Raw genomic sequence first — 19642 nt, forward strand, 5'->3', positions numbered from 1 at the left:
TATCGTAAGGATTGTATATTATTTTAACACTACATTTGTAGCACCTGCGCCACCTTCATCATAGCCAGCAGTTTCAAAATGTGCTACTTGTGGCAAGGTTCGTAAATACTGATGTACGCCTTCGCGCAATGCACCAGTCCCTTTACCATGAATGATACGAACTTGGTTGATGCCGCCTAATAGGGCTTGATCAATAAATCGACCTACAGAAACAACAGCTTCATCTACGGTTTGACCGAGAATATTAATCTCTGTACGCACTTCTTTTTGACGTTGTACGGCAGAGCCACCTGCTTTTTTGCGTGTTTTAGGTTGGGCCTTAAGATTATCTCGTTGAATCTTATTGGATTCTTCTCTCGTAGTAGATTGCAATTCATTTACTTTTACAGTAGCAGATAACCCATTGATATCTACAGTAACACGATTGCCCTTAATGGATAAAACCGTCCCTAACGAGCGCAAAGATGTGACATATACGACTTGACCAATAGCAACTGCATCAATAGATAATGTCTTACGATCATCGTTCACCGGTGCCTCTGGCACGTGAACATTAGAGATTCCTTTACGAGCTGCATTGATGGCAGATAGGCGCTTATCCTTATTTGTCTCAGAGAATTGAGCCTTTAACTCTTTAATGATGGCTTCCCCTTCTACGCGGAGACTACGTTTCATCGATTCCGCATCAGCTTGAGCCTTCGCTAACATCTGTTTGCGTTTTTCATTAAACTGTTTCTTTTCTCTTTCTAATTGACCGCGCATACGACGTGTTTCATCTAATTCTTTTTTGAGTGCCCGTTCGCGTTCCGATGATTTACGTAATTGTTCATTCAAATCGGTTAGAACATTTTCCATTTCACTACTGCCAAATTTAGATTTGTAATCGCGTGCACGATTGACGATATCCTTTGGTAGCCCCAAGCGCGCTGCAATGCTCAATGCATGACTACTTCCAGCTACGCCAATATGTAATCGATAGGTAGGCTTTAATGTACGCTCATCAAATTCAACGTGACCATTCTCGATACCTGCCGTATGGTACGCATAGTTCTTTAACTCATTATAGTGAGTACTAACCATCATGAGAGTTCCCTTTTGGCGGAAGAATTCAAGTATGGATACAGCTAAAGCACTACCTTCCTCCGGATCTGTGCCAGAGCCGAGTTCATCGAGTAGCACAAGATCATTAGGACCACAATGTTTAATAATAGAAATCACTTGTGTCATGTGTGCAGAGAATGTAGACAAGCTAGCTTCAATGCTTTGTTCATCCCCAATATCTGCAAAAATATTATGAAAAATCGGCAATATAGAACCATGATCAGCAGGAATAAATAAACCGCTTTGGTTCATAAGGGATAATAAGCCAAGTGTTTTTAATGACACCGTTTTACCACCCGTGTTGGAGCCAGTAATCAATAAAATTCGATAATCCGTACCCAAACGAATATCTGTAGGTACAACTGTATTGGCAGGAATCAACGGATGGCGAGCACGCATCAAATTGACGTCACGCCCTTCGCTCAATGTGGCTTGTACTGCCTTTTGAGCTATAGCGAGTTTTGCTTTACCATAGACAAATTCAATATGAGATACCTTTTCACAGGCATCCATCAGATCATTACTATGTTGTTTGATAAGGGCTGAAAGTTCCTTATAAATGCGTAATACCTCTTGCTCCTCACCAATTAAAGCTTCTTGCAAATCATTGTTTAGCTGTACAAGTCGCATCGGTTCAATATATAATGTTTGCCCTGTTGCAGATCGATCGTGAATTAAACCATCAAAATATTGGCGATATTCTTGCTTAACAGGAATTACATAACGATTGTTGCGTTGCGTAATAATCGCTTCTTGGAAATATTTCTGATTATCCTTGTCATGCAATATGGCTTGAATATCGTGTTTAATACGATCTCGCGTCTTACTAATCGTATTCCGTAGGCTCGCCAATTTAGGAGATGCTGTATCGAGCAGTTCCCCTTTTTCATCAAATACACGTTTTAACCGTTGTTCCACACGGTCCATATTCGGCATGTCTTGCATCCATAAAGACAATAATGGGTATTCCATATACTTCGCTCTAAAGAACTTCGCCATACGTTTATAGGCACCTATGGTTATATAGACATCCCATATGGCTTCTCGTGAAAGCACAAAATCCTTACGACTCTTTTTACAAGATTCACGTATATCTCGAGTCCCCCCTAAAGGTTGCTCGATTTCTGTTTGCCAAGAGCGCAGTGCTTCTGCTGTTTCATCTAAAGCCTCTTGAATCTTTTCTCGATTCGTCATAGGTTCCAATGCTAAAGCCATTTCTTTAGCAATAATAGAGCTACAATGACTAGCCAACTCTTCTTTAATTTTTATAAAATCTAATACATCTTCATTAAACAATGTACTACCTCGTTCTATAAAATACCTCTAAAATAATGTCCCCGTGTAATAGATTCGCCTTGGGAATCTATTTTCTTAGGTGGTGCCTCCATCGTACCCTTTGCTATGCCAACATATTGGGATACAATATCTTTCACATAACTTGGTTTCATATGACGACCATCTACGCGTAATATGGAAATTCCTTTTTGTAATAACATAGGTACATAGGCTCGCATATCCATTTCATGACTATTCATGATGTGCATACGACAGTATGGATCCGTACGAATTGGGAATATTTCACCTTTTCTATCCTTTAACGAATACGATTCCTTAACACATGGCATAGGACAATTTACTTTACTACCTGTGCCAACAAAACTTGCAATAGCACAATATTCGGAAATCATCATTTCCGTATAGCCATGTATCATCGTCTCAATAGGAACGTGACTATGTTTAGCTAGTTCCGTAATTTGTTTTAAGGTCAACTCTTGCGATGGATTTACACAACTTATATGTAACTGTTCCCAGAAATGCAATGTAGGTGTATTGAAAATATTAAGGCCTGTATCAGCCTCAATGGCACCTGTATATCCTAATTCACGGAGCCATAATAATGCTTGTGGCACGTGAATGGAAATACTATCTGGATGAGCCTGTACGATTGCCTCTAATGTATGTTTATATGCTTCTACTTCATCATCTTTCACAACTCGTGGTGTAGCAAAGGTGCAAATCACATCAGATTGAGCACATAAACGGGCTACCTCATCATATATAGATAACGCATATGGTGTACGACTCAGTCTATCACCACCAAAAACGATTTTCTGTGCTCCACCAGAAATTGCTGCTTTCACACCTTCTATTTCATCGACACGAGCTGAAATCATAGGGCAAGTATCATAGGATAACTCGTGTTGCGCCTTGAAATCATAATCTACATCGCCTGTTACTTGCAATGCTTGCCATGATTCTACATGATGTGTAATTACCGCTGTTTCTAAAGCAGTTACGGCATCACGACGTAGTGCATTAAGAACGCTAGCAGGCCACATATAAGGGCCATCAGGAATATCTACATAAGAAAGCCTAAATAACGTATTACCCAACCGACCTAACTGTTCTGTTACCTTCTCTAACGATGTGGGCACTTTATTAGCAATAGCTGGCACATACTCATTTGTAACAGTCACACTAAGACCAGAGTCTAGGATAACAGTTAATTCAGTATAATTTGTTTCACCATTAGAACCAACACTGAGATATACAGACATATCATATTTACGGGTAAACTCTTGTAAGCCTCGTGACTTTGTATTCTTTGGTGTAGATGCTAAATATAATTGACCTACTGCTAAGCCCTCTGCGGGTCGTCCTTTATACAGCGTATCGGATACACATGTCCATTCGTCATCTACCGTATAATAGGTAACACTGCCATTAGATTGTAATATTTTAACTAATGAACCTTGTTCAATAGGTTCTGTTAAAGATAAATAAACTTCCCCTTTTTTCGTATACGATTCGCCGATTGGCTTACCCTGATGATTTGGCGCCACTACGGTCATCATTTGTCGACCTACCGTATCTTCTAAATAGGCTGTGGAAAATCCACGATTAAATCCAGATGCTAGTGCTTTACGTTGATTTTCGTGAATTGATGCCTCATCCAATATCTCTCTATAAGTACCTATCACTTGACGAACATAGGATACCTTTTTCATACGACCTTCTACCTTAAAGGATGTAACACCAGCCGCTACGAGTTCGTTCATATGCTCGCTGTAGTTAAGATCCTTTGGACTTAGCAAATAGGCTTCATGTTTAGGTAACAAACTCGTACCTTTAGAATCTAGTAATTCATAAGGTAAGCGACAAGGCTGTGCACAAGCACCTCGATTACCACTGCGTCCACCAATGAAAGAGCTCATCAAACATTGACCTGAGTAACATACACATAATGCACCATGAACAAATACTTCGATTTCTGCCTTACAATGTTTGCAGATATGCTGAATTTCCTTAAGACTTAATTCACGGGCCAATACAACGCGAGTAAAGCCTAAACTCTCATAAAACCGAACCGCATCTAGTGTAGCAGCCGTCATTTGCGTACTACCGTGAAGATGAATATTCGGTGCCACTCGTTTAGCAATCGCTGCAACTGCTAAGTCCTGCACGATGATGGCATCTACACCAATGGAATCTAAATCCTTAATATACTGTTCAAGGTCATTCAGTTCCGTATCGCCAATCAGGATATTAACGGTTACATACACAGACACATCTAAAATATGTGCTAACCGTACAGCCTCACGCAATTCATCAATACCAAAATTGGCTGCATGAGCCCGTGCGTTAAAGACCTTGCCCCCTAAATATATAGCATCTGCCCCCGATTCTAAGGCGGCCATAAAATTTTCCATCGTACCCGCTGGTGCTAATAATTCCATAATAAATCCTTTCTGACTCATTACCTATACCTTCTATTATACAACAGGGGATAGATAGACATAAAAGGGTTTACCATAAGGTAAACCCTTTTACGATGATTTATCGTAATTTACAATTTTTAGTTGCTAATGCATCAATAATCGCTTGAATTGCACCATCAATGTCTTCATCATTTAATGTGCCTTCCATCGATCTAAATTGTAAGTTATAAGCTAAGCTACGATAGCCTGCTTCAATATGTTCCCCTTCGTAAACATCGAAGATAGATACGGATTCTAAGTATTCTCCGCCATGTTCCTTAATAAGGGCTACAATTTCACCACTTGTAACAGATACTGGTGCTACAATAGCCAAGTCACGACTTGTCCCTGGGAATTTACTGAATGATTGATATCTAAATGGCGGTACTGTAATGGATAATACAGCTTCCAAATCGATTTCAAACATATACACTTTACCAGACAAATCGAAGTTTTTAACCACTTGTGGATGTAATTCACCATAGTTAGCAATCGTTACACCATTGACTGTGTAATGTGCACTTACGCCTGGATGGTAATAGCTTTCACTAGATGGTTGAATATTATATTGAGTCAATCCTAATTTAGCTAGTAAACCGTCAACTACACCTTTTACATCATAGAAATCAGTATCGCGTTGCGCTTGGTTCCATGCGGCCTCTGTAACCTTACCCATCATAATACCACATGCCATAGGGCGTTCATGCGGTACTTCTGTTAATGGCAATGACTTTGGTTCATATACATTAGCCGTTTCAAATAACCACAAATCTTTGTTTTGTTGTGCAATATTGCGTTTAGCTGCTTCAATAACAGCTGGCACCAACGTAGTTCTCATATATGGGAACTCTTCAGAAATAGGATTTAAGATTGGAATTGCCGTATAACGATTATCACCTTCTGGTAACATCATATTCGTAAGGCCATCTTTGTGCATGAAACTAAATGTAATGATTTGGCTAAGACCTGCATGTGCTAAGTAATGCGTTACTTCTTTTGTTAACGCTTTCTTAGGTGTCATACCGCCGGAGGATAGTATCGCTACAGGAATTGTAGGCGCAATATTATCATAGCTTACGATGCGCGCTACTTCTTCAGCAATATCAGGCATAACAGTCACATCATCACGCCATGTTGGAACGAGTGCTTCAATAGTATCGCCAGATTCTGTAATGCCGAATTCGAGCTTCGTTAAAATATCTACCATTCTATCTTTTTCAATAGAAGTGCCAAGATAGTCATTGATTTGTTCTGCTGTGAAAGTTACAGTGCGTTGTTCTACTGGTTCTGGATATACATCAATAACGCCAACACTCACCTTACAAGAAGGACAGATTTGTTGTAACAATTGTGCAGCACGATCGATAGCATATGCTGTATATTTATGGTTTACACCGCGTTCAAAACGACCAGATGCTTCGGAACGCATACCTAATGCTTTGGATGTACGACGAATAGATGGTCCATTAAATACAGCAGCTTCGAACAAGACGTTCGTAGTTTTATCTGTTACTTCACTAGTAAGACCACCCATAACGCCAGCTACGCCGATTGGGCCCTTTGTATCGGCAATGATAAGCATGGACTCATTGAGTTCACGTTCATTACCGTCTAGCGTAGTAAGTGTTTCACCAGCTTTTGCACGACGTGCAATAAGGGTATGGTCCGCTACACAATCATAATCATAAGCATGCATTGGTTGACCTAATTCAAGCATAACGTAGTTTGTTACGTCCACTACATTGTTAATAGGGCGAATGCCGCTGTTACGCAAACGATTTTGCATCCACAATGGAGATGGTTCGATGGTAACATTCGTAACAAGACGGGATGTAAATCGCGTGCAAAGATCATGTGCTTCGATAGCTACAGATGCTTTACCTTCGATAGACTCACCATTTTCATTCACCATAATAACTGGGAATAAAGCCTTTTGATTTGTCATGATACCGAATTCACGGGACAAACCTACCATAGAGAAGCAGTCTGCACGATTAGCTGTCAATTCAAATTCATATACAGTATCATCAAGCATAAGTGCTTCTTTAATATCTAAACCAATTGGTGTACCTTCAGGGAAAATATAGATGCCTTGTGCTTCTTCTGGTCTTACCAAATCAGAGGAAATACCGAATTCAGCAACGGAGCAGAACATGCCTTCTGATACAACACCACGTAATTTACCTTTTTTGATTTCTGTACCATCTGCCAAACGAGATTTATGATACGCAACTGGTACGATTTGACCAACAGCCACATTCGTAGCAGCGGTAACGATTTGCTTAGTAATTTCTTCCCCATCTTCAGATAAGCATTGTACTTGGCATACTTGTAATTTATCTGCATCTGGGTGTTTTGTAATTTCTACGATTTTACCAGTATAGATTTTTTTCAAACCTGGATCCATAGAAAGTACTTCTTCTACAGGAATACCTGCTTGTGTTAATTCATCCGCTAATTCTTGGGCAGGACGATTTAGATCAAGAGGTACGTATTCATTCATCCATTGTAAGCTTGCTTTCATTTCTACCTCCTAAAATTGTTCCAAGAAACGGATATCATCTTCAAAGAATAGACGTAAATCGCCAATACCATATAACAACATAGCAATACGTTCTACGCCCATACCAAAGGCAAAACCTTTCACCTTATTAGGATCATAGCCATTAAGCTCAAGTACACGAGGATGTACCATACCACAACCTAAGATTTCAAGCCACCCTGTATGAGAGCATACACGACAGCCTTCACCACCACACATTACACAGGAGATATCTACCTCTGCAGATGGTTCTGTGAATGGGAAGAAGCTTGTACGGAAACGTACCTTTGTTTCATCACCAAACATATGTCGTAGGAATGTTTCAATGGTTCCTTTCAAATCAGCGAACGTAATATGTTCATCAATAATCAAACCTTCTACTTGATGGAACACAGGAGAATGCGTAGCATCATAGTCCCAACGATATACCTTACCAGGTGCAATCATGCGAATTGGACTATTAGGTTCATGACGCTGCATGGTACGTGCTTGTACAGGAGATGTATGAGTTCTAAGCAAGAAATTTTCTGTAATATAGAAAGAATCTTGCATGTCGCGTGCAGGATGGTCTTTTGGTAGATTAAGACATTCGAAATTGTAATAGTCTTGTTCCACTTCAGGACCTTCTTCTACGGTGTAGCCCATTTTCATAAAGAAATCTTCAATCATTTCATTAACAGTAGTCAAAGGATGAATATGACCTGTTTTTGGAGCTCTACCAGGTAGAGTGATATCGATTTTTTCCTCTTCTAAACGAGCGTTCATAGCTGCTGTTTCCATAGAGGACTTGATTTTATCGAGTTCTGCTTCTAATGTTTCTCGTACAGCATTCACAAAAGCACCCATCTTAGGGCGTTCCTCTGGGGATAGTTTACCCAAGCCTTTTAATAAAGCTGTTACTTCACCTTTTTTACCTAAATATTTTACGCGTACATCTTGCAACGCTTGTTGATTAGTGGCAGCTTTGATAGCTGTTAACGCTACCTCTTTTATGCGTTGTAATTCTTGTTCCATACAACAGTCCTCCTAAATTTCAAAGTTCATCCCCCATTATATCAAATTTGGGTCGTCTTCTTCAATGAATCGCCAAGGTAAATCCGGTAAAGGACGCTCTTCTACCACAAAAAACGTACCTCTCGCTATATGTACCACTTCACCTAACTCGTTATAAATACGCGCAGTAGCCACCATCGTAGTTTTACCACTGTGCTCTACATTCGCTACACCACGCAATACTGTGCCGCCTTTGACAGCTTTCAAATAGTTACCATTAATATCAATGGTACTCACCGATTTTCCTAAAGTAAAGCATGCCGTTCCCATCAAGCTATCTGCAAAACCAATACAAACAGCACCATGCAAATGGCCCCTAAAATTGCAGTACTCCGTTTCATTTGTTTGTAACGTCATTTCTGCATGACCAGGTTCTACAGTTGTCACCTCAGAATCTTTTACCCAGGAAAAAGGATTCTGTGTACGTAATTCATTAAAATATTCCAATAATGTTGTTGCCATAATTTCCTCACTAAATTAAAAATAGTGCGTTACATCATACTTAATTGTATCATGCAACGCACTGTATGCGAATATGTCTATTACATTATATAAATGTGAGATTGCCTAAATATCCGCATCTACCAATACTATTCATAGTGTAACGCATCAATTGGATTTAATTTAGCCGCTTTTCGCGCAGGATAAATGCCAAAAACCAAACCGATAGCCATGGAGAATGCAAAGGATAACACGATAGTCGGTACCGAAATAACTGTACTCATACCAGATGCCAATCCTATCAGTTTTGACGCACCTATACCGAGAGCAATGCCTATGAGACCGCCCATGAGACTGATCACAACAGCTTCGATTAAGAATTGTGTAACAATGACAAAGTATGTAGCACCTAAGGCCTTACGAATACCAATTTCACGAGTCCGTTCGGTAACGGAAACGAGCATGATATTCATAATCCCAATGCCGCCTACAACAAGAGAAATAGCAGCTACAGCACCTAAGAACAAGGTCAAGGTTCCTGTGGTCTGCTCCATCGTTTCCATAATCGATTTCATATTCTGAATGTTGAAGTCATCAAGGTTTGTATCTTTAATACTATGACGAACGCGCAATAGATTTTCTATATCCGATTGTAAACGGTCAATACCATTATCGTCACTAGCAACGACGTAGACCATACGAAGATAGTCAACACCTTCTACACGTTCCATAGCCGTTGTATAGGGAATAAAAATGACATCATCTTGGTCATTCCCCATAGTACCATTCCCTTTACTGTTAAGAACACCGATAACTCGGAACGGAATATTTTTAACACGAATTTCCTTACCCACTGGGTCCTCACCAGCAAATAAGTTCTTAACTACGGTTTGTCCCACAACAGCTACGCGTTCACGATTTTCTACATTCTTGCTAGATATAAATCGACCTTCAGCCATGGTCCAATTATTTACATCTTGAAAGTTACTACTTACACCACTAACAGTAGTAGTCCAGTTCTTACTTTGGTATATAGTTACATAAGAATTAGCTGTATATGGACTTGCTGCCTTGACGCCATCTAATTTGCTAATAGCTTGATAATCAGAAACCTTCAAGGATTTCATTGACCCTTGCGATGGACGCACACCCGGTGTACGTGGAGCACCAGGCATAACCATCAATAGATTGGAACCTAAACTAGAAATGGAGTTCTGAATATCCTGCTTTACACCATTCCCAATTGACACAAGGGCAATAACAGCAGCTACACCAATAATAATACCTAGCATCGTTAAAATGGATCTCATTTTATTGGCAATCAAAGATGCCCAGGCCATTAAGAAACTTTCTTTATACATGTGTCACCTCCTGAACAGGAGTCATATTTACATTTTTCTTATCCTCCACAATTAAGCCATCACGCAATACAACGTTTCGACTTGCATAGGTTGCAATTTCAGGTTCATGGGTAACAAGAATTATGGTACGCCCTTCATCATAAAGGCCTCTAAAGATATTCATAACATCTATCGTCGATTTCGAATCCAAATTCCCTGTCGGTTCATCGGCCATGATGATAGCAGGGTCATTCGCCAATGCACGAGCAATCGCCACACGTTGACGTTGACCACCAGATAGTTCTGCTGGTAAATGATCCATACGGTCACCCAAGCCTACAGATGTAAGCAAAGCCTCTGCACGAGCAGTACGTGTTTTTTTATCGATGCCTGCATACACCATGGGCAACGCCACATTTTCAATAGCCGTTAATTTCGTTAATAGATTGAAGCTTTGAAACACAAAGCCAATTTCTTTGTTACGTACGTACGCTAACTCATCATCACTGAGATTAGCTACTTCATTACCATTCAAGCGATAGGATCCCGATGTAGGTCTATCTAAGCAACCTAAAATGTTCATAAAGGTAGACTTACCAGAACCAGAAGGCCCCATGATAGACACGAAATCACCTTTTTGTACCTGTAAATCTATACCATGTAAAACGGGAACCGTTAACTTACCATTTACATAGGTCTTTGTTATACCTTGAATATCAATAACTGACTGATTCATAGTTCACCTACGCTTAAAATGGTCCACGAGAGTTATTCTTAGGGCTCGTTACATCACCACTAACAATAATTTCATCACCTTCGGAAACGCCGCTTAAGATTTGAACATTTGTATCACCCGTTACACCTGTAGATACAGCAGTTCTAACAGGTTGACCATCTTTGATGACATATACATATTCACCTTGTTTATCAGTACGTACCGCTGTTAATGGTACAACAAGGGTATTCTTAATATCATCGCCAAAGATTGTGGCACGTGCGGTCATAGATGGCAAGAAATTCGAGGAAATATCAGCTGGAATCGATACTTTCACAGTATAGTACACTACGCTATTACTTGTAACACCCATATTCCCTTTAGTCCCTTTTGCAATTTCAGATACATAGCCTGTGAAAGTTTGACCTGGCTTAGAGTCAACAGTAAATTCTACCTTAGAGCCATTTTTTACATTGCCAATATCAGTTTCATCAACTGTCAAATAAATTTCTAAATCAGACAAATCTGCAATGGTCGCAATGATCATTTGTGTCGAAATACCAGTACTAATCGTTTGTCCCGCCTTAAGAGGTGTCCCTACTACGGTACCAGACATAGGTGCAGTAATAGTAGCATCACTTAAGTCAGCAGATACTCTATCATATGTAGATTGAGCTTGTTCATATGCGGTCACAGCATCATCATAAGTTTGCGCTGCTACGGCATTTTGATCGATTAGCGCTTTATAACGATTCATATCTAAGCGTGCTTTATCAAGAGCAGCCTTTGCATTATCGACCTGAGCTTGTAATTGTCGTGTATCAATATAGGCGATAATTTGACCTTGCGTAACATGATCATTTTCCTTGACCAATACCTTTTCAAGTTTACCCGCTACATTAGTAGATACGTCCACATAATTAACAGGATTAATAGTACCTGTAGCACTGATGCTCGTTTTTACATCGCCCTTTTCAACCCTACCTGTGGTATATTTCTGCTGGGTCTGTGCACTATCATTTGTATGAACATAATAATAGCCACCACCACCTAATAAACAGATAGCAATAACACCACCAATAATACGTTTACGGTGCTTCTGAAATAATTCTTTCATATATACTCCTTAATAAATGAGTCATTCCATTTTCATGGATTACATTGTACTAAAAAATTATCGTTTATACAATATAATTTTACAATTCCACATTAATGACTCAATATAGAGATTAATTCATACTGACTTTTATCAATGCCAAACTTCATTGTTTTAGCCATTTCATAGGGTATAGCTCGAATCTGACCATCAACATACCCAGTAATACAATTATGCTCTCCTCGTACTAAGCAATCCACTGCCAACTCACTCATACGAGCAGCTAAAATGGCATCTAATGCAGATGGTGCCCCGCCGCGTTGTAAATATCCAAGAACTGTTAAACTTGGATCGAAGTATGTATGTTGTTTAATATACTCTTTAACCTCACCACTAGAGTAGGCCCCTTCAGCGACGAGTATAATACTGTATTCCTTACCTAATTGATGGGTTTTATTAATATGTTCACATACCTCATCTAATGGCATTGGGTATTCAGGTACTAATACAAGCTCTGCACCACTCGCCAACCCAGCTTGTAATGCAATGTGTCCCGCATGACGCCCCATAACTTCGATTATAGCCACTCGTTCATGAGAGTTTGATGTATCGCGAATACGTCCTACCGCATCAACTACAGTATTAAGTGCGGTGTCAAAACCAATCGTATATTGAGTACCATTCATATCGTTATCTATGGTACAAGGAATGGTTATCGTAGATTGACCGAGCCGCATCAGAGCCTCTGCACCAGCTTGTGATCCATCACCGCCAATAACGATTAAATGATCGATACCAAAATCTTGTAATATTCGATAGGCTCGTTGCTGCACATCTAAATTTTTAAACTCTGGATAGCGAGCCGTTCTAAGAATCGTACCGCCAGTGGTAATAATACCGCCCACATCACGAGCGTGTAAGGGTCTTATTTCACTATTAATAATGCCCTCAAATCCTCGTTCTATACCATATACGCTAAAGCCCTCATGGATTGCTTTTCTTGTGGTGGCGCGAATGGCTGCGTTCATTCCTGGTGCGTCTCCGCCGCTTGTTAGTAATGCTATTTTTTTCATGTCTATTTCCCTTCTGCTGCTTTGGTTCAGCTTGTATGTCTTTAGACACAATTTCAGTTGTTTTGGGTTGTCTTCGCGCCTTAAATTGAACACCTATAGTATCCAATTGACGCTCAATTGCTTTCATAAAATCATAGGTACGTCCATTAGTCGTATCCAATACATAATCACACTGTTTATATACTGGCTTCCATGCCTGAATCATATTATGAACAAAGGCAGAAACATTGGTATAATCCATCGTTGGTCGTTTGCCCACACGACGATTGACGCGGCTTACAATTCGGTATTGTGCCGCTCGTATACCTATAATAAAAGAAAATTTCTTAAGCGATCTAAGCGTTCTATGCTCTATAGGAAAATTTCCACCTACACTAATAACCGCCTCGTGATATAGGGAAACTTTTTTTAGAACCTCTAATTCAGCACGACGAAATGCTTTTTCGCCAATCTTTTTATAAATTTCTGCAATGGGCAACCCAAAACGACCTTCCAATACTCGATCGGTATCCACGAATTGCCATCCTTTTAAATCTGCCAGATTACGTCCAAAATGGCTTTTTCCACTTCCCATGGACCCAATGAGAATAATATTTCGTTTTACTATCATGTTACTATTGCCCCTTATTCTTACGTTAAAATTTATTTTACTATAAAATTGGCATAAAAACAAAAATGAACATACAATAATGAGAATTATTACTCATTATTGTATGTTCATTTTCTTTACATCACTAATGGCGTAACCTTGCATGTAAAAAATATACTATTTCCTTTTGTATCAATAGACATAATCTGTATATGACAATACTTTATCTTCTGTTGCACCATATTATACCAAGATAAAAAGGATTGACTGGTTCCAACTAGAGTAAGATCTAATGCATCATCATGATGAGAACTACTCGTTATAATTAAAGGTTCTCTATTTATACTTTGATATATATCATCTACCCAATATTCATGCAGCAATAAGGATGAAATCAACTCATATGTATGAGAAGATAAAAATTGCTCTTTTACTGTTGTTTCTAATTGGTAATATTCAATGTTCTCTACCACCGCTTCGCATTGCTCTGTATAGTATCTATATATCCATAATGAAGAAAAAGCAATCATAATACTTATACTACACGCTAGGAATATCCTCCTTAGGTTTGGTGTCATGCTGTTTTGTATGTCCATCCAAATGGAATGAACAAGGTCCATCTGCTTTTTCCACTTGTTGTTTTCCATCACAAATCACCTGTTTCATATGAGCTTGAATATATTGAACATACGAATGATAAGCTTCATCATTTGTTGCATCACCATCAACAGTAAACCCTCCATCAGAAAATTCTATATGTCGTAACGTAATGGTTCCTCTTGTTGACATAGCTCCATCCAATAATGTAACAAGACAATATTGATTGTCTAATTGTGCGCCATGTTGTAATAACCGAGACATGGTATCTTCCATAGCATGATATTGATCTCGTATATGCTTGGATTGTTCATCCATCTGTATTTGTTCGTACTTCGCTACCTGTTCAGTATAAGTTTTATAAGAATAGACCCCCATACCAAGACAAAAAGCACTGAGTAATATAATCACTCCTGCAGTAGCGTATATATACAACTTATATTTACATAGCCAAATATACCATCGTAATGAACGGGGCATAAAATTTATTAATCTTTCATTACCATCCTTGTCCAATCCACCGTAACCCCCGCGTAGCCATTCCAATCGCCATATCCCAATCCAATTCACCTAATGTGCAACGCGTGCGACCTCGTCCAAGAAACATCATAGGTATATATTCGGTATTTCCGTATACCTCTTGTAATGCGCTTATATCGATACGCTGCTCTTCATTTAAATCATCAGTATTATAAAAATGTATACCTTGAATTTCTTCTACGCCAAATCGCTGCAACATTTCTTCCATTTCAATCAATGCGGTACTAATATCTGCACCATTTATCTTTACAATACATTCCTTCACACAAGTATCCTTCCACCAAGCCCATAAATGCATACCGGCTGGTTCTACGATACCCGTAACCGTTCCTGTTCTATGCATCAATCCATACGTAACTGGTAATGGCCAACAATCAATAGTATCGACAGGTGCACATGTATCGCGTATACCTTGGCGTAGTAATTCAAGTTCATGCCGGTCTACGGCGGCTAAAAACAAATAATAATTATGTCGTGGATACTCTCTACGACAAGCATCAAGTTCAAATTCATGTTCGCCAAAATTAAATGTATCTTCTATATTCCACTTTATAAATTCCTTTACATCAAAATCATGAGGATCAAAACTAGCCATCGTCATTTCTGTAGGTATACAAGCAACAATACTATATTCTCCCTCTTCTAGATCATATGTATTAATAAATTCAGCTATATCTTCATCAATTGTACTAGACCGTTTCATCTCCATTGCATCAGTAATAATCATTGTTTTATTTTCAATATGTGCTGTAGTGGCAACAATTCTATCATCTCTAATACAAAGCCCTGTATGTATCTGTTTTTTCTCTTTCATAGTGATGTCCTCCTTAATATGGTTTTACACTAATAACCTCTAATGTATGATTTTCTTTTTCTTTTACATATATATGAACACGACTTGATACACCATCTAATACAGCACAGCTCATCACATGTTTAGGATTAGTAACCTTTGGATCCGCCTTAATATATATATGGATAGTATCGCTTTTTTCCACATCAATAGCCTCGCTATAATCCCATCGGCCATCGTTATTGCAATACGTAACGAACCATCGTGCACCACGCTCTGCTGCATAATGAGATGCAATAAGTCTCATTTCATCCGTTGTATTACTTAGTGACAGGGTCGCAAGCCTATTCATTCCTAAAATAAGTACTAATAAAATGAGCATAATATATATGGCTACATAGCTAACCATGCCAGAAGAATAGTCAGAGATGCTTCGTTTTTTTAAACCAATCTGAATGTGTTGATACCGCCGTTGCCACCTCATACTGTGCTATGCCTCCATACCCTTTTGCATACTCTGTTTGACTATTAAACCGGTTATTTATAGACCATTTAAAAGTAACCAATCTATTAGGATTCATAGAAAACGGTTTGGTAGCATCCAGTTTACGCTTATCATCAGTACCTATGATGCGGCTTCCACTCAAGGGTTGTAAGCTACCATCACTTAATTTTCTATATAAGGCCCTTCTAGTAACGGTAAACGCGGTACGGCTTGTATCATTGATAGATAACAGGTCTCCCTGATTATTGATGGATACCATAGAATGATTCCAAATAATATGAGATACGATAGCGCGTCTTGTATAACGGCCATCCTCTAACATGGCCAAGCTATCATCAATTCGTTCGGTCCATATATAACACGTCATACATATTGTCATGATTACGAGAATCACGAAGGAACTAATCAAAATGCTAATAAGTAGAGATGGTAATATAAATCCATTGAATGATTTTGTCCTATGATTTTCAATGATGACTCGGTCCAAGAAACGTAGATATCTCATAAACAGTAACTCCATTATCAACAGCTTGTACGATAAATCGTAGTATAGATACACCATTTACCACTTCTTCTGTAACACTTTGTTTAAATGTTATATTGGATAAATTATGTCCATTCGATGATGAGATAGTTCCTGTTGTTGGTATACCACCAGAATCATATACCGCTTTCCCTGCTTCTATATAAGATAATGAATCCTGCAATATATAGTCATGAGTATACGTAGTCTTTACTATCGATAAGGTACTACTCAAGACATAAAGTATGATTGGCAATATGAGTAATACTAAGGTTACTGCCATAAGTGCATCACCATATAAAAATCCAGATTGTTCTGTTCGTAATCTATGTTTGTAGTTTGGATACGTTCTTATTTGTACACATGTCATAATCACAATGATTCCCACCGAATACGCCCCGTTTGTACAGAAATCCATATGCGATTTGTCGCACCTGTTTGCCTGTCTTGTAAAATAAATTCGGTCCCATCATAAGGCAATCCATAAGCAGAAAAATAAACGCGCTTCATCGTATGAGCACTTTCTATATGTTCAGGTAATTCTATCTCTACATGATGCTGCATAAGCCCTTCTTGAATTGAATAAGAATGTTTCTTTAAAATAAATTCACCTTGTGCCATCCGATCATCCCGGTGTCCTAGCATAGCCCATAGTTGAACCTTCTTAATAGCTAATACGACTTCTTCAGTACTTCTATTCAACTCATGACGTGATGGTATGGTAACGATACTACTTAGGCCTATACCAATCAAGGATAGTAGAATGGTAATCGCCACAAGCCACTCTACTAATATAGAGCCATTACAATAATGTGTTTTACCACCGACCAATATATCGCCTCCCATACATTAGCAAAATGCAAAGCACTCCATGCACCAATGCATAAGAAAGGGCCAAAAGGAATATACCGTCTACCTGTATTACGAATACTATATAAGCTGGCGAGATAGAGGGTACTAGCAAAACAAGAAACGTAAATCATAACAATAATTTGTATATTTGTTAGCCATATGGATATAGCACTCATCCATTTAATATCGCCCCAACCAAGACCACCTCGACTCAATATACGTAATGCAATACTGATACTAGCAACGATCAAAACATGTATACAGGTGTCGAAAACTGCATGCTGTTCAACGATGCTATAAAGGATACCTATAATCGTAAGAGCGATAGCACCCTCATCGGGTAATATGAAATATAGCTTATCAATGGTAGCACCTATTACGAGAAATAGTGAAAAGAAGCTATAACATATAATTTCAAATAGTGTGTAATGCCTATACATTAATGGAATTACAATTGACATTATCCATATAACTAAACAGATATATTCCTTTCTCCCTTTCATTGCAAAATCCTTTATGTTTCAGGAGCTGTAACGACTACAGACTTACCGGCATTACCAGCAACTTGTTCATAGGTAATAACATATTCCTTACCTTTTGTAGTTTTAACATGCTCCGTTAAGTAACCTTCTTGATATAATTTTTCTACCGTTGGTGGCGTATCTAAACTTTTATCAATCATGTAGAGTTGTGTCGCATTACGTATGATTTGCATATCTGCCACTTGTTTAGCATTCTTTGCCTTATCGGCAGCGGACATAAATTGAGGCATTGCAATAGCTGCCAAAATAGCAATAACAGCTACTACCACCATAAGTTCTACCAGTGTAAATCCACCTTGTTTAGTTCGTTGCATACGACGCAAACTAATATATCTAAGAAACGATCGTTCTAATTGGATTAATAGTTCTCTACAATACATAAGCATTTTAAAAAGTCTCCTTTCATTGACCACCTAGAGATGATATTGATGTAAATAATGGATACATGACGGATATAACGAGGATTGCAATGCCAACGCCCATAATGGTGAGGAGTATAGGTTCCATAAGGTGCTCCATTCTTGCTATATATTGTGTTAACAACGATTCATAATAGTGACTACAATGATTCAACATGGCTACCAATTCACCACTTTCTTCTCCAACAGCGACCATTTGCCATATAAATGGGTTCCCTACAGACGATGATTTTAAACTTTCACCAAAAGAATGTCCTTTACAAAGCATGTTATAAACTTGATTACTACAGGATTCACCATACGAATTTCGCCATATATGCTTTGTAATATCTATAGTATTGATAATTGAAATTCCCGAATCTAGCAATAATGACCAAATATGTAAAATATTCGTATAATATAGAGATGTTAAAAATGTATTATGTTGAGCCAACTGCCATAACCATCTATCAAATCTATATCGAATTGCAGATTGTTTAAAAGCATATATGAGTATTCCAATAAAAACCACATGCCCACTAACATACAGTAATGGATGTTCTCGAAGGGAAGTTCCTAATACAAATAAACCTTTTGTCATCCATGGTAATTCTATATGCATAGTAGCAAATACGCGGGTGAACGATGGAATAATAAATAATATAGTAACCAAGAAAAATACATTCATAAGCACCAGTAAGAATAAGGGATATGAAATAGCACTTACTATCTTTTGTTGGTATTTTCGTTCTCGTTCATAATAAGAAGCTATATACTGTAAAGCTTCTCCAACATTCCCTGACATTTCACCGCTTTCAAGTAATGCCAATGCTATAGGAGGAAAGCCCTTTTCTCGAAGAGCCTCTGATAAAGGTTGACCTCGTTGTATACCCTCGTATAAAGAGCGATATAACATCGTTTTCGAGCCATCCATTAAAAGTTCTAACGAACGCCTAAGGGAAATACCAGATTGTAGCAGTAATCCCAGTTGATATGCTGTGGTGCTCACTTGTTTATGATTCCAACGTACCGATTTACTAGAGGATCTTGCGATACTACAAATGACATATCCTTCTAACTTGAGTTTAGTGCTAACCTCATCCTCAGAATCGGCCCATAATAAGCCTTGTATTCTTTTCTTGTCTGTTGTTATCGCTGTATATTCATAAGCATTCATGTAATCC

Annotated in this window: 20 protein-coding genes; all 20 read right to left on the minus strand. The window is 38.6% G+C overall.

Going from position 1 to position 19642, the window contains the following annotated elements:
- Positions 1–18: 18 nt before the first annotated feature.
- Positions 19–2397 (minus strand): endonuclease MutS2, encoded by a 2379-nt coding sequence (locus tag HMPREF1477_RS02345; RefSeq protein ID WP_016475667.1) that lies wholly within the window; start codon positions 2395–2397, stop codon positions 19–21.
- A 14-nt stretch (positions 2398–2411) separates the two neighbouring features.
- Positions 2412–4859: a DUF3656 domain-containing protein gene (locus HMPREF1477_RS02350; RefSeq protein WP_016475668.1), complete on the minus strand. Its 2448-nt coding sequence runs from the start codon at positions 4857–4859 to the stop codon at positions 2412–2414.
- 79 nt (positions 4860–4938) lie between these two features.
- Entirely contained in the window at positions 4939–7383 is a 2445-nt protein-coding gene (gene pheT, locus HMPREF1477_RS02355; protein ID WP_016475669.1) for a phenylalanine--tRNA ligase subunit beta, read from the minus strand.
- Positions 7384–7392: 9 nt separating this feature from the next.
- Entirely contained in the window at positions 7393–8415 is a 1023-nt protein-coding gene (pheS, locus tag HMPREF1477_RS02360) for a phenylalanine--tRNA ligase subunit alpha (RefSeq protein ID WP_016475670.1), read from the minus strand.
- Between the two features lie 36 nt (positions 8416–8451).
- Positions 8452–8916, minus strand: a complete 465-nt coding sequence (locus tag HMPREF1477_RS02365) for a PaaI family thioesterase (RefSeq protein ID WP_016475671.1) — start codon at positions 8914–8916, stop codon at positions 8452–8454.
- A 128-nt stretch (positions 8917–9044) separates the two neighbouring features.
- Positions 9045–10256 (minus strand): ABC transporter permease, encoded by a 1212-nt coding sequence (locus HMPREF1477_RS02370; protein WP_005376250.1) that lies wholly within the window; start codon positions 10254–10256, stop codon positions 9045–9047.
- Positions 10249–10971, minus strand: a complete 723-nt coding sequence (locus HMPREF1477_RS02375; protein ID WP_005375997.1) for an ABC transporter ATP-binding protein — start codon at positions 10969–10971, stop codon at positions 10249–10251. The genes HMPREF1477_RS02370 and HMPREF1477_RS02375 overlap by 8 nt, the downstream gene beginning before the upstream one ends.
- A gap of 13 nt (positions 10972–10984) precedes the next feature.
- Complete coding sequence (locus HMPREF1477_RS02380; protein WP_016475672.1) at positions 10985–12067, minus strand: efflux RND transporter periplasmic adaptor subunit; 1083 nt, start codon at positions 12065–12067, stop codon at positions 10985–10987.
- 92 nt (positions 12068–12159) lie between these two features.
- A complete protein-coding gene (locus tag HMPREF1477_RS02385) occupies positions 12160–13074 on the minus strand; it encodes an ATP-dependent 6-phosphofructokinase (RefSeq protein WP_016475673.1) in 915 nt (304 codons plus the stop codon).
- Entirely contained in the window at positions 13031–13729 is a 699-nt protein-coding gene (locus HMPREF1477_RS02390) for a shikimate kinase (protein ID WP_016475674.1), read from the minus strand. The genes HMPREF1477_RS02385 and HMPREF1477_RS02390 overlap by 44 nt, the downstream gene beginning before the upstream one ends.
- Positions 13730–13845: 116 nt before the next feature.
- Positions 13846–14238 (minus strand): hypothetical protein, encoded by a 393-nt coding sequence (locus HMPREF1477_RS02395; RefSeq protein WP_038148034.1) that lies wholly within the window; start codon positions 14236–14238, stop codon positions 13846–13848.
- Positions 14239–14248: 10 nt separating this feature from the next.
- On the minus strand, positions 14249–14716 hold the full coding sequence (locus HMPREF1477_RS02400; RefSeq protein WP_232197153.1) for a hypothetical protein: 468 nt from the start codon (positions 14714–14716) through the stop codon (positions 14249–14251).
- Between the two features lie 88 nt (positions 14717–14804).
- A complete protein-coding gene (locus HMPREF1477_RS02405; protein WP_016475676.1) occupies positions 14805–15659 on the minus strand; it encodes a hypothetical protein in 855 nt (284 codons plus the stop codon).
- A 13-nt stretch (positions 15660–15672) separates the two neighbouring features.
- Positions 15673–16122: a hypothetical protein gene (locus tag HMPREF1477_RS09810; protein ID WP_016475677.1), complete on the minus strand. Its 450-nt coding sequence runs from the start codon at positions 16120–16122 to the stop codon at positions 15673–15675.
- Positions 16061–16648, minus strand: a complete 588-nt coding sequence (locus HMPREF1477_RS09515) for a hypothetical protein (protein WP_016475678.1) — start codon at positions 16646–16648, stop codon at positions 16061–16063. The genes HMPREF1477_RS09810 and HMPREF1477_RS09515 overlap by 62 nt, the downstream gene beginning before the upstream one ends.
- Entirely contained in the window at positions 16611–17036 is a 426-nt protein-coding gene (locus tag HMPREF1477_RS02415; protein WP_227068293.1) for a hypothetical protein, read from the minus strand. The genes HMPREF1477_RS09515 and HMPREF1477_RS02415 overlap by 38 nt, the downstream gene beginning before the upstream one ends.
- Positions 17037–17038: 2 nt before the next feature.
- A complete protein-coding gene (locus HMPREF1477_RS02420; protein ID WP_016475680.1) occupies positions 17039–17497 on the minus strand; it encodes a hypothetical protein in 459 nt (152 codons plus the stop codon).
- Complete coding sequence (locus HMPREF1477_RS02425) at positions 17455–18021, minus strand: prepilin peptidase (protein WP_016475681.1); 567 nt, start codon at positions 18019–18021, stop codon at positions 17455–17457. Before HMPREF1477_RS02425 ends, HMPREF1477_RS02420 begins: the two co-directional genes overlap by 43 nt.
- A gap of 11 nt (positions 18022–18032) precedes the next feature.
- Positions 18033–18446: a competence type IV pilus major pilin ComGC gene (locus tag HMPREF1477_RS02430; RefSeq protein ID WP_016475682.1), complete on the minus strand. Its 414-nt coding sequence runs from the start codon at positions 18444–18446 to the stop codon at positions 18033–18035.
- Between the two features lie 16 nt (positions 18447–18462).
- On the minus strand, positions 18463–19635 hold the full coding sequence (locus HMPREF1477_RS02435; protein ID WP_016475683.1) for a type II secretion system F family protein: 1173 nt from the start codon (positions 19633–19635) through the stop codon (positions 18463–18465).
- Positions 19636–19642: the final 7 nt, after the last annotated feature.

Source organism: Veillonella sp. HPA0037, from assembly GCF_000411535.1.
Lineage (GTDB): Bacteria > Bacillota > Negativicutes > Veillonellales > Veillonellaceae > Veillonella > Veillonella atypica.

Coding starts and splice junctions, on each gene's coding strand:
- HMPREF1477_RS02350 (WP_016475668.1), bottom strand. CDS start 4,859: ATGAGTCAGAAAGGATTTATTATGGAATTATTAGCACCAGCGGGTACG.
- pheT (WP_016475669.1), bottom strand. CDS start 7,383: ATGAAAGCAAGCTTACAATGGATGAATGAATACGTACCTCTTGATCTA.
- pheS (WP_016475670.1), bottom strand. CDS start 8,415: ATGGAACAAGAATTACAACGCATAAAAGAGGTAGCGTTAACAGCTATC.
- HMPREF1477_RS02365 (WP_016475671.1), bottom strand. CDS start 8,916: ATGGCAACAACATTATTGGAATATTTTAATGAATTACGTACACAGAAT.
- HMPREF1477_RS02370 (WP_005376250.1), bottom strand. CDS start 10,256: ATGTATAAAGAAAGTTTCTTAATGGCCTGGGCATCTTTGATTGCCAAT.
- HMPREF1477_RS02375 (WP_005375997.1), bottom strand. CDS start 10,971: ATGAATCAGTCAGTTATTGATATTCAAGGTATAACAAAGACCTATGTA.
- HMPREF1477_RS02380 (WP_016475672.1), bottom strand. CDS start 12,067: ATGAAAGAATTATTTCAGAAGCACCGTAAACGTATTATTGGTGGTGTT.
- HMPREF1477_RS02385 (WP_016475673.1), bottom strand. CDS start 13,074: ATGAACGCAGCCATTCGCGCCACCACAAGAAAAGCAATCCATGAGGGC.
- HMPREF1477_RS02390 (WP_016475674.1), bottom strand. CDS start 13,729: ATGATAGTAAAACGAAATATTATTCTCATTGGGTCCATGGGAAGTGGA.
- HMPREF1477_RS02395 (WP_038148034.1), bottom strand. CDS start 14,238: ATGATTGCTTTTTCTTCATTATGGATATATAGATACTATACAGAGCAA.
- HMPREF1477_RS02405 (WP_016475676.1), bottom strand. CDS start 15,659: ATGAAAGAGAAAAAACAGATACATACAGGGCTTTGTATTAGAGATGAT.
- HMPREF1477_RS09810 (WP_016475677.1), bottom strand. CDS start 16,122: ATGAGGTGGCAACGGCGGTATCAACACATTCAGATTGGTTTAAAAAAA.
- HMPREF1477_RS09515 (WP_016475678.1), bottom strand. CDS start 16,648: ATGAGATATCTACGTTTCTTGGACCGAGTCATCATTGAAAATCATAGG.
- HMPREF1477_RS02415 (WP_227068293.1), bottom strand. CDS start 17,036: ATGACATGTGTACAAATAAGAACGTATCCAAACTACAAACATAGATTA.
- HMPREF1477_RS02425 (WP_016475681.1), bottom strand. CDS start 18,021: ATGAAAGGGAGAAAGGAATATATCTGTTTAGTTATATGGATAATGTCA.
- HMPREF1477_RS02430 (WP_016475682.1), bottom strand. CDS start 18,446: ATGCTTATGTATTGTAGAGAACTATTAATCCAATTAGAACGATCGTTT.
- HMPREF1477_RS02435 (WP_016475683.1), bottom strand. CDS start 19,635: ATGAATGCTTATGAATATACAGCGATAACAACAGACAAGAAAAGAATA.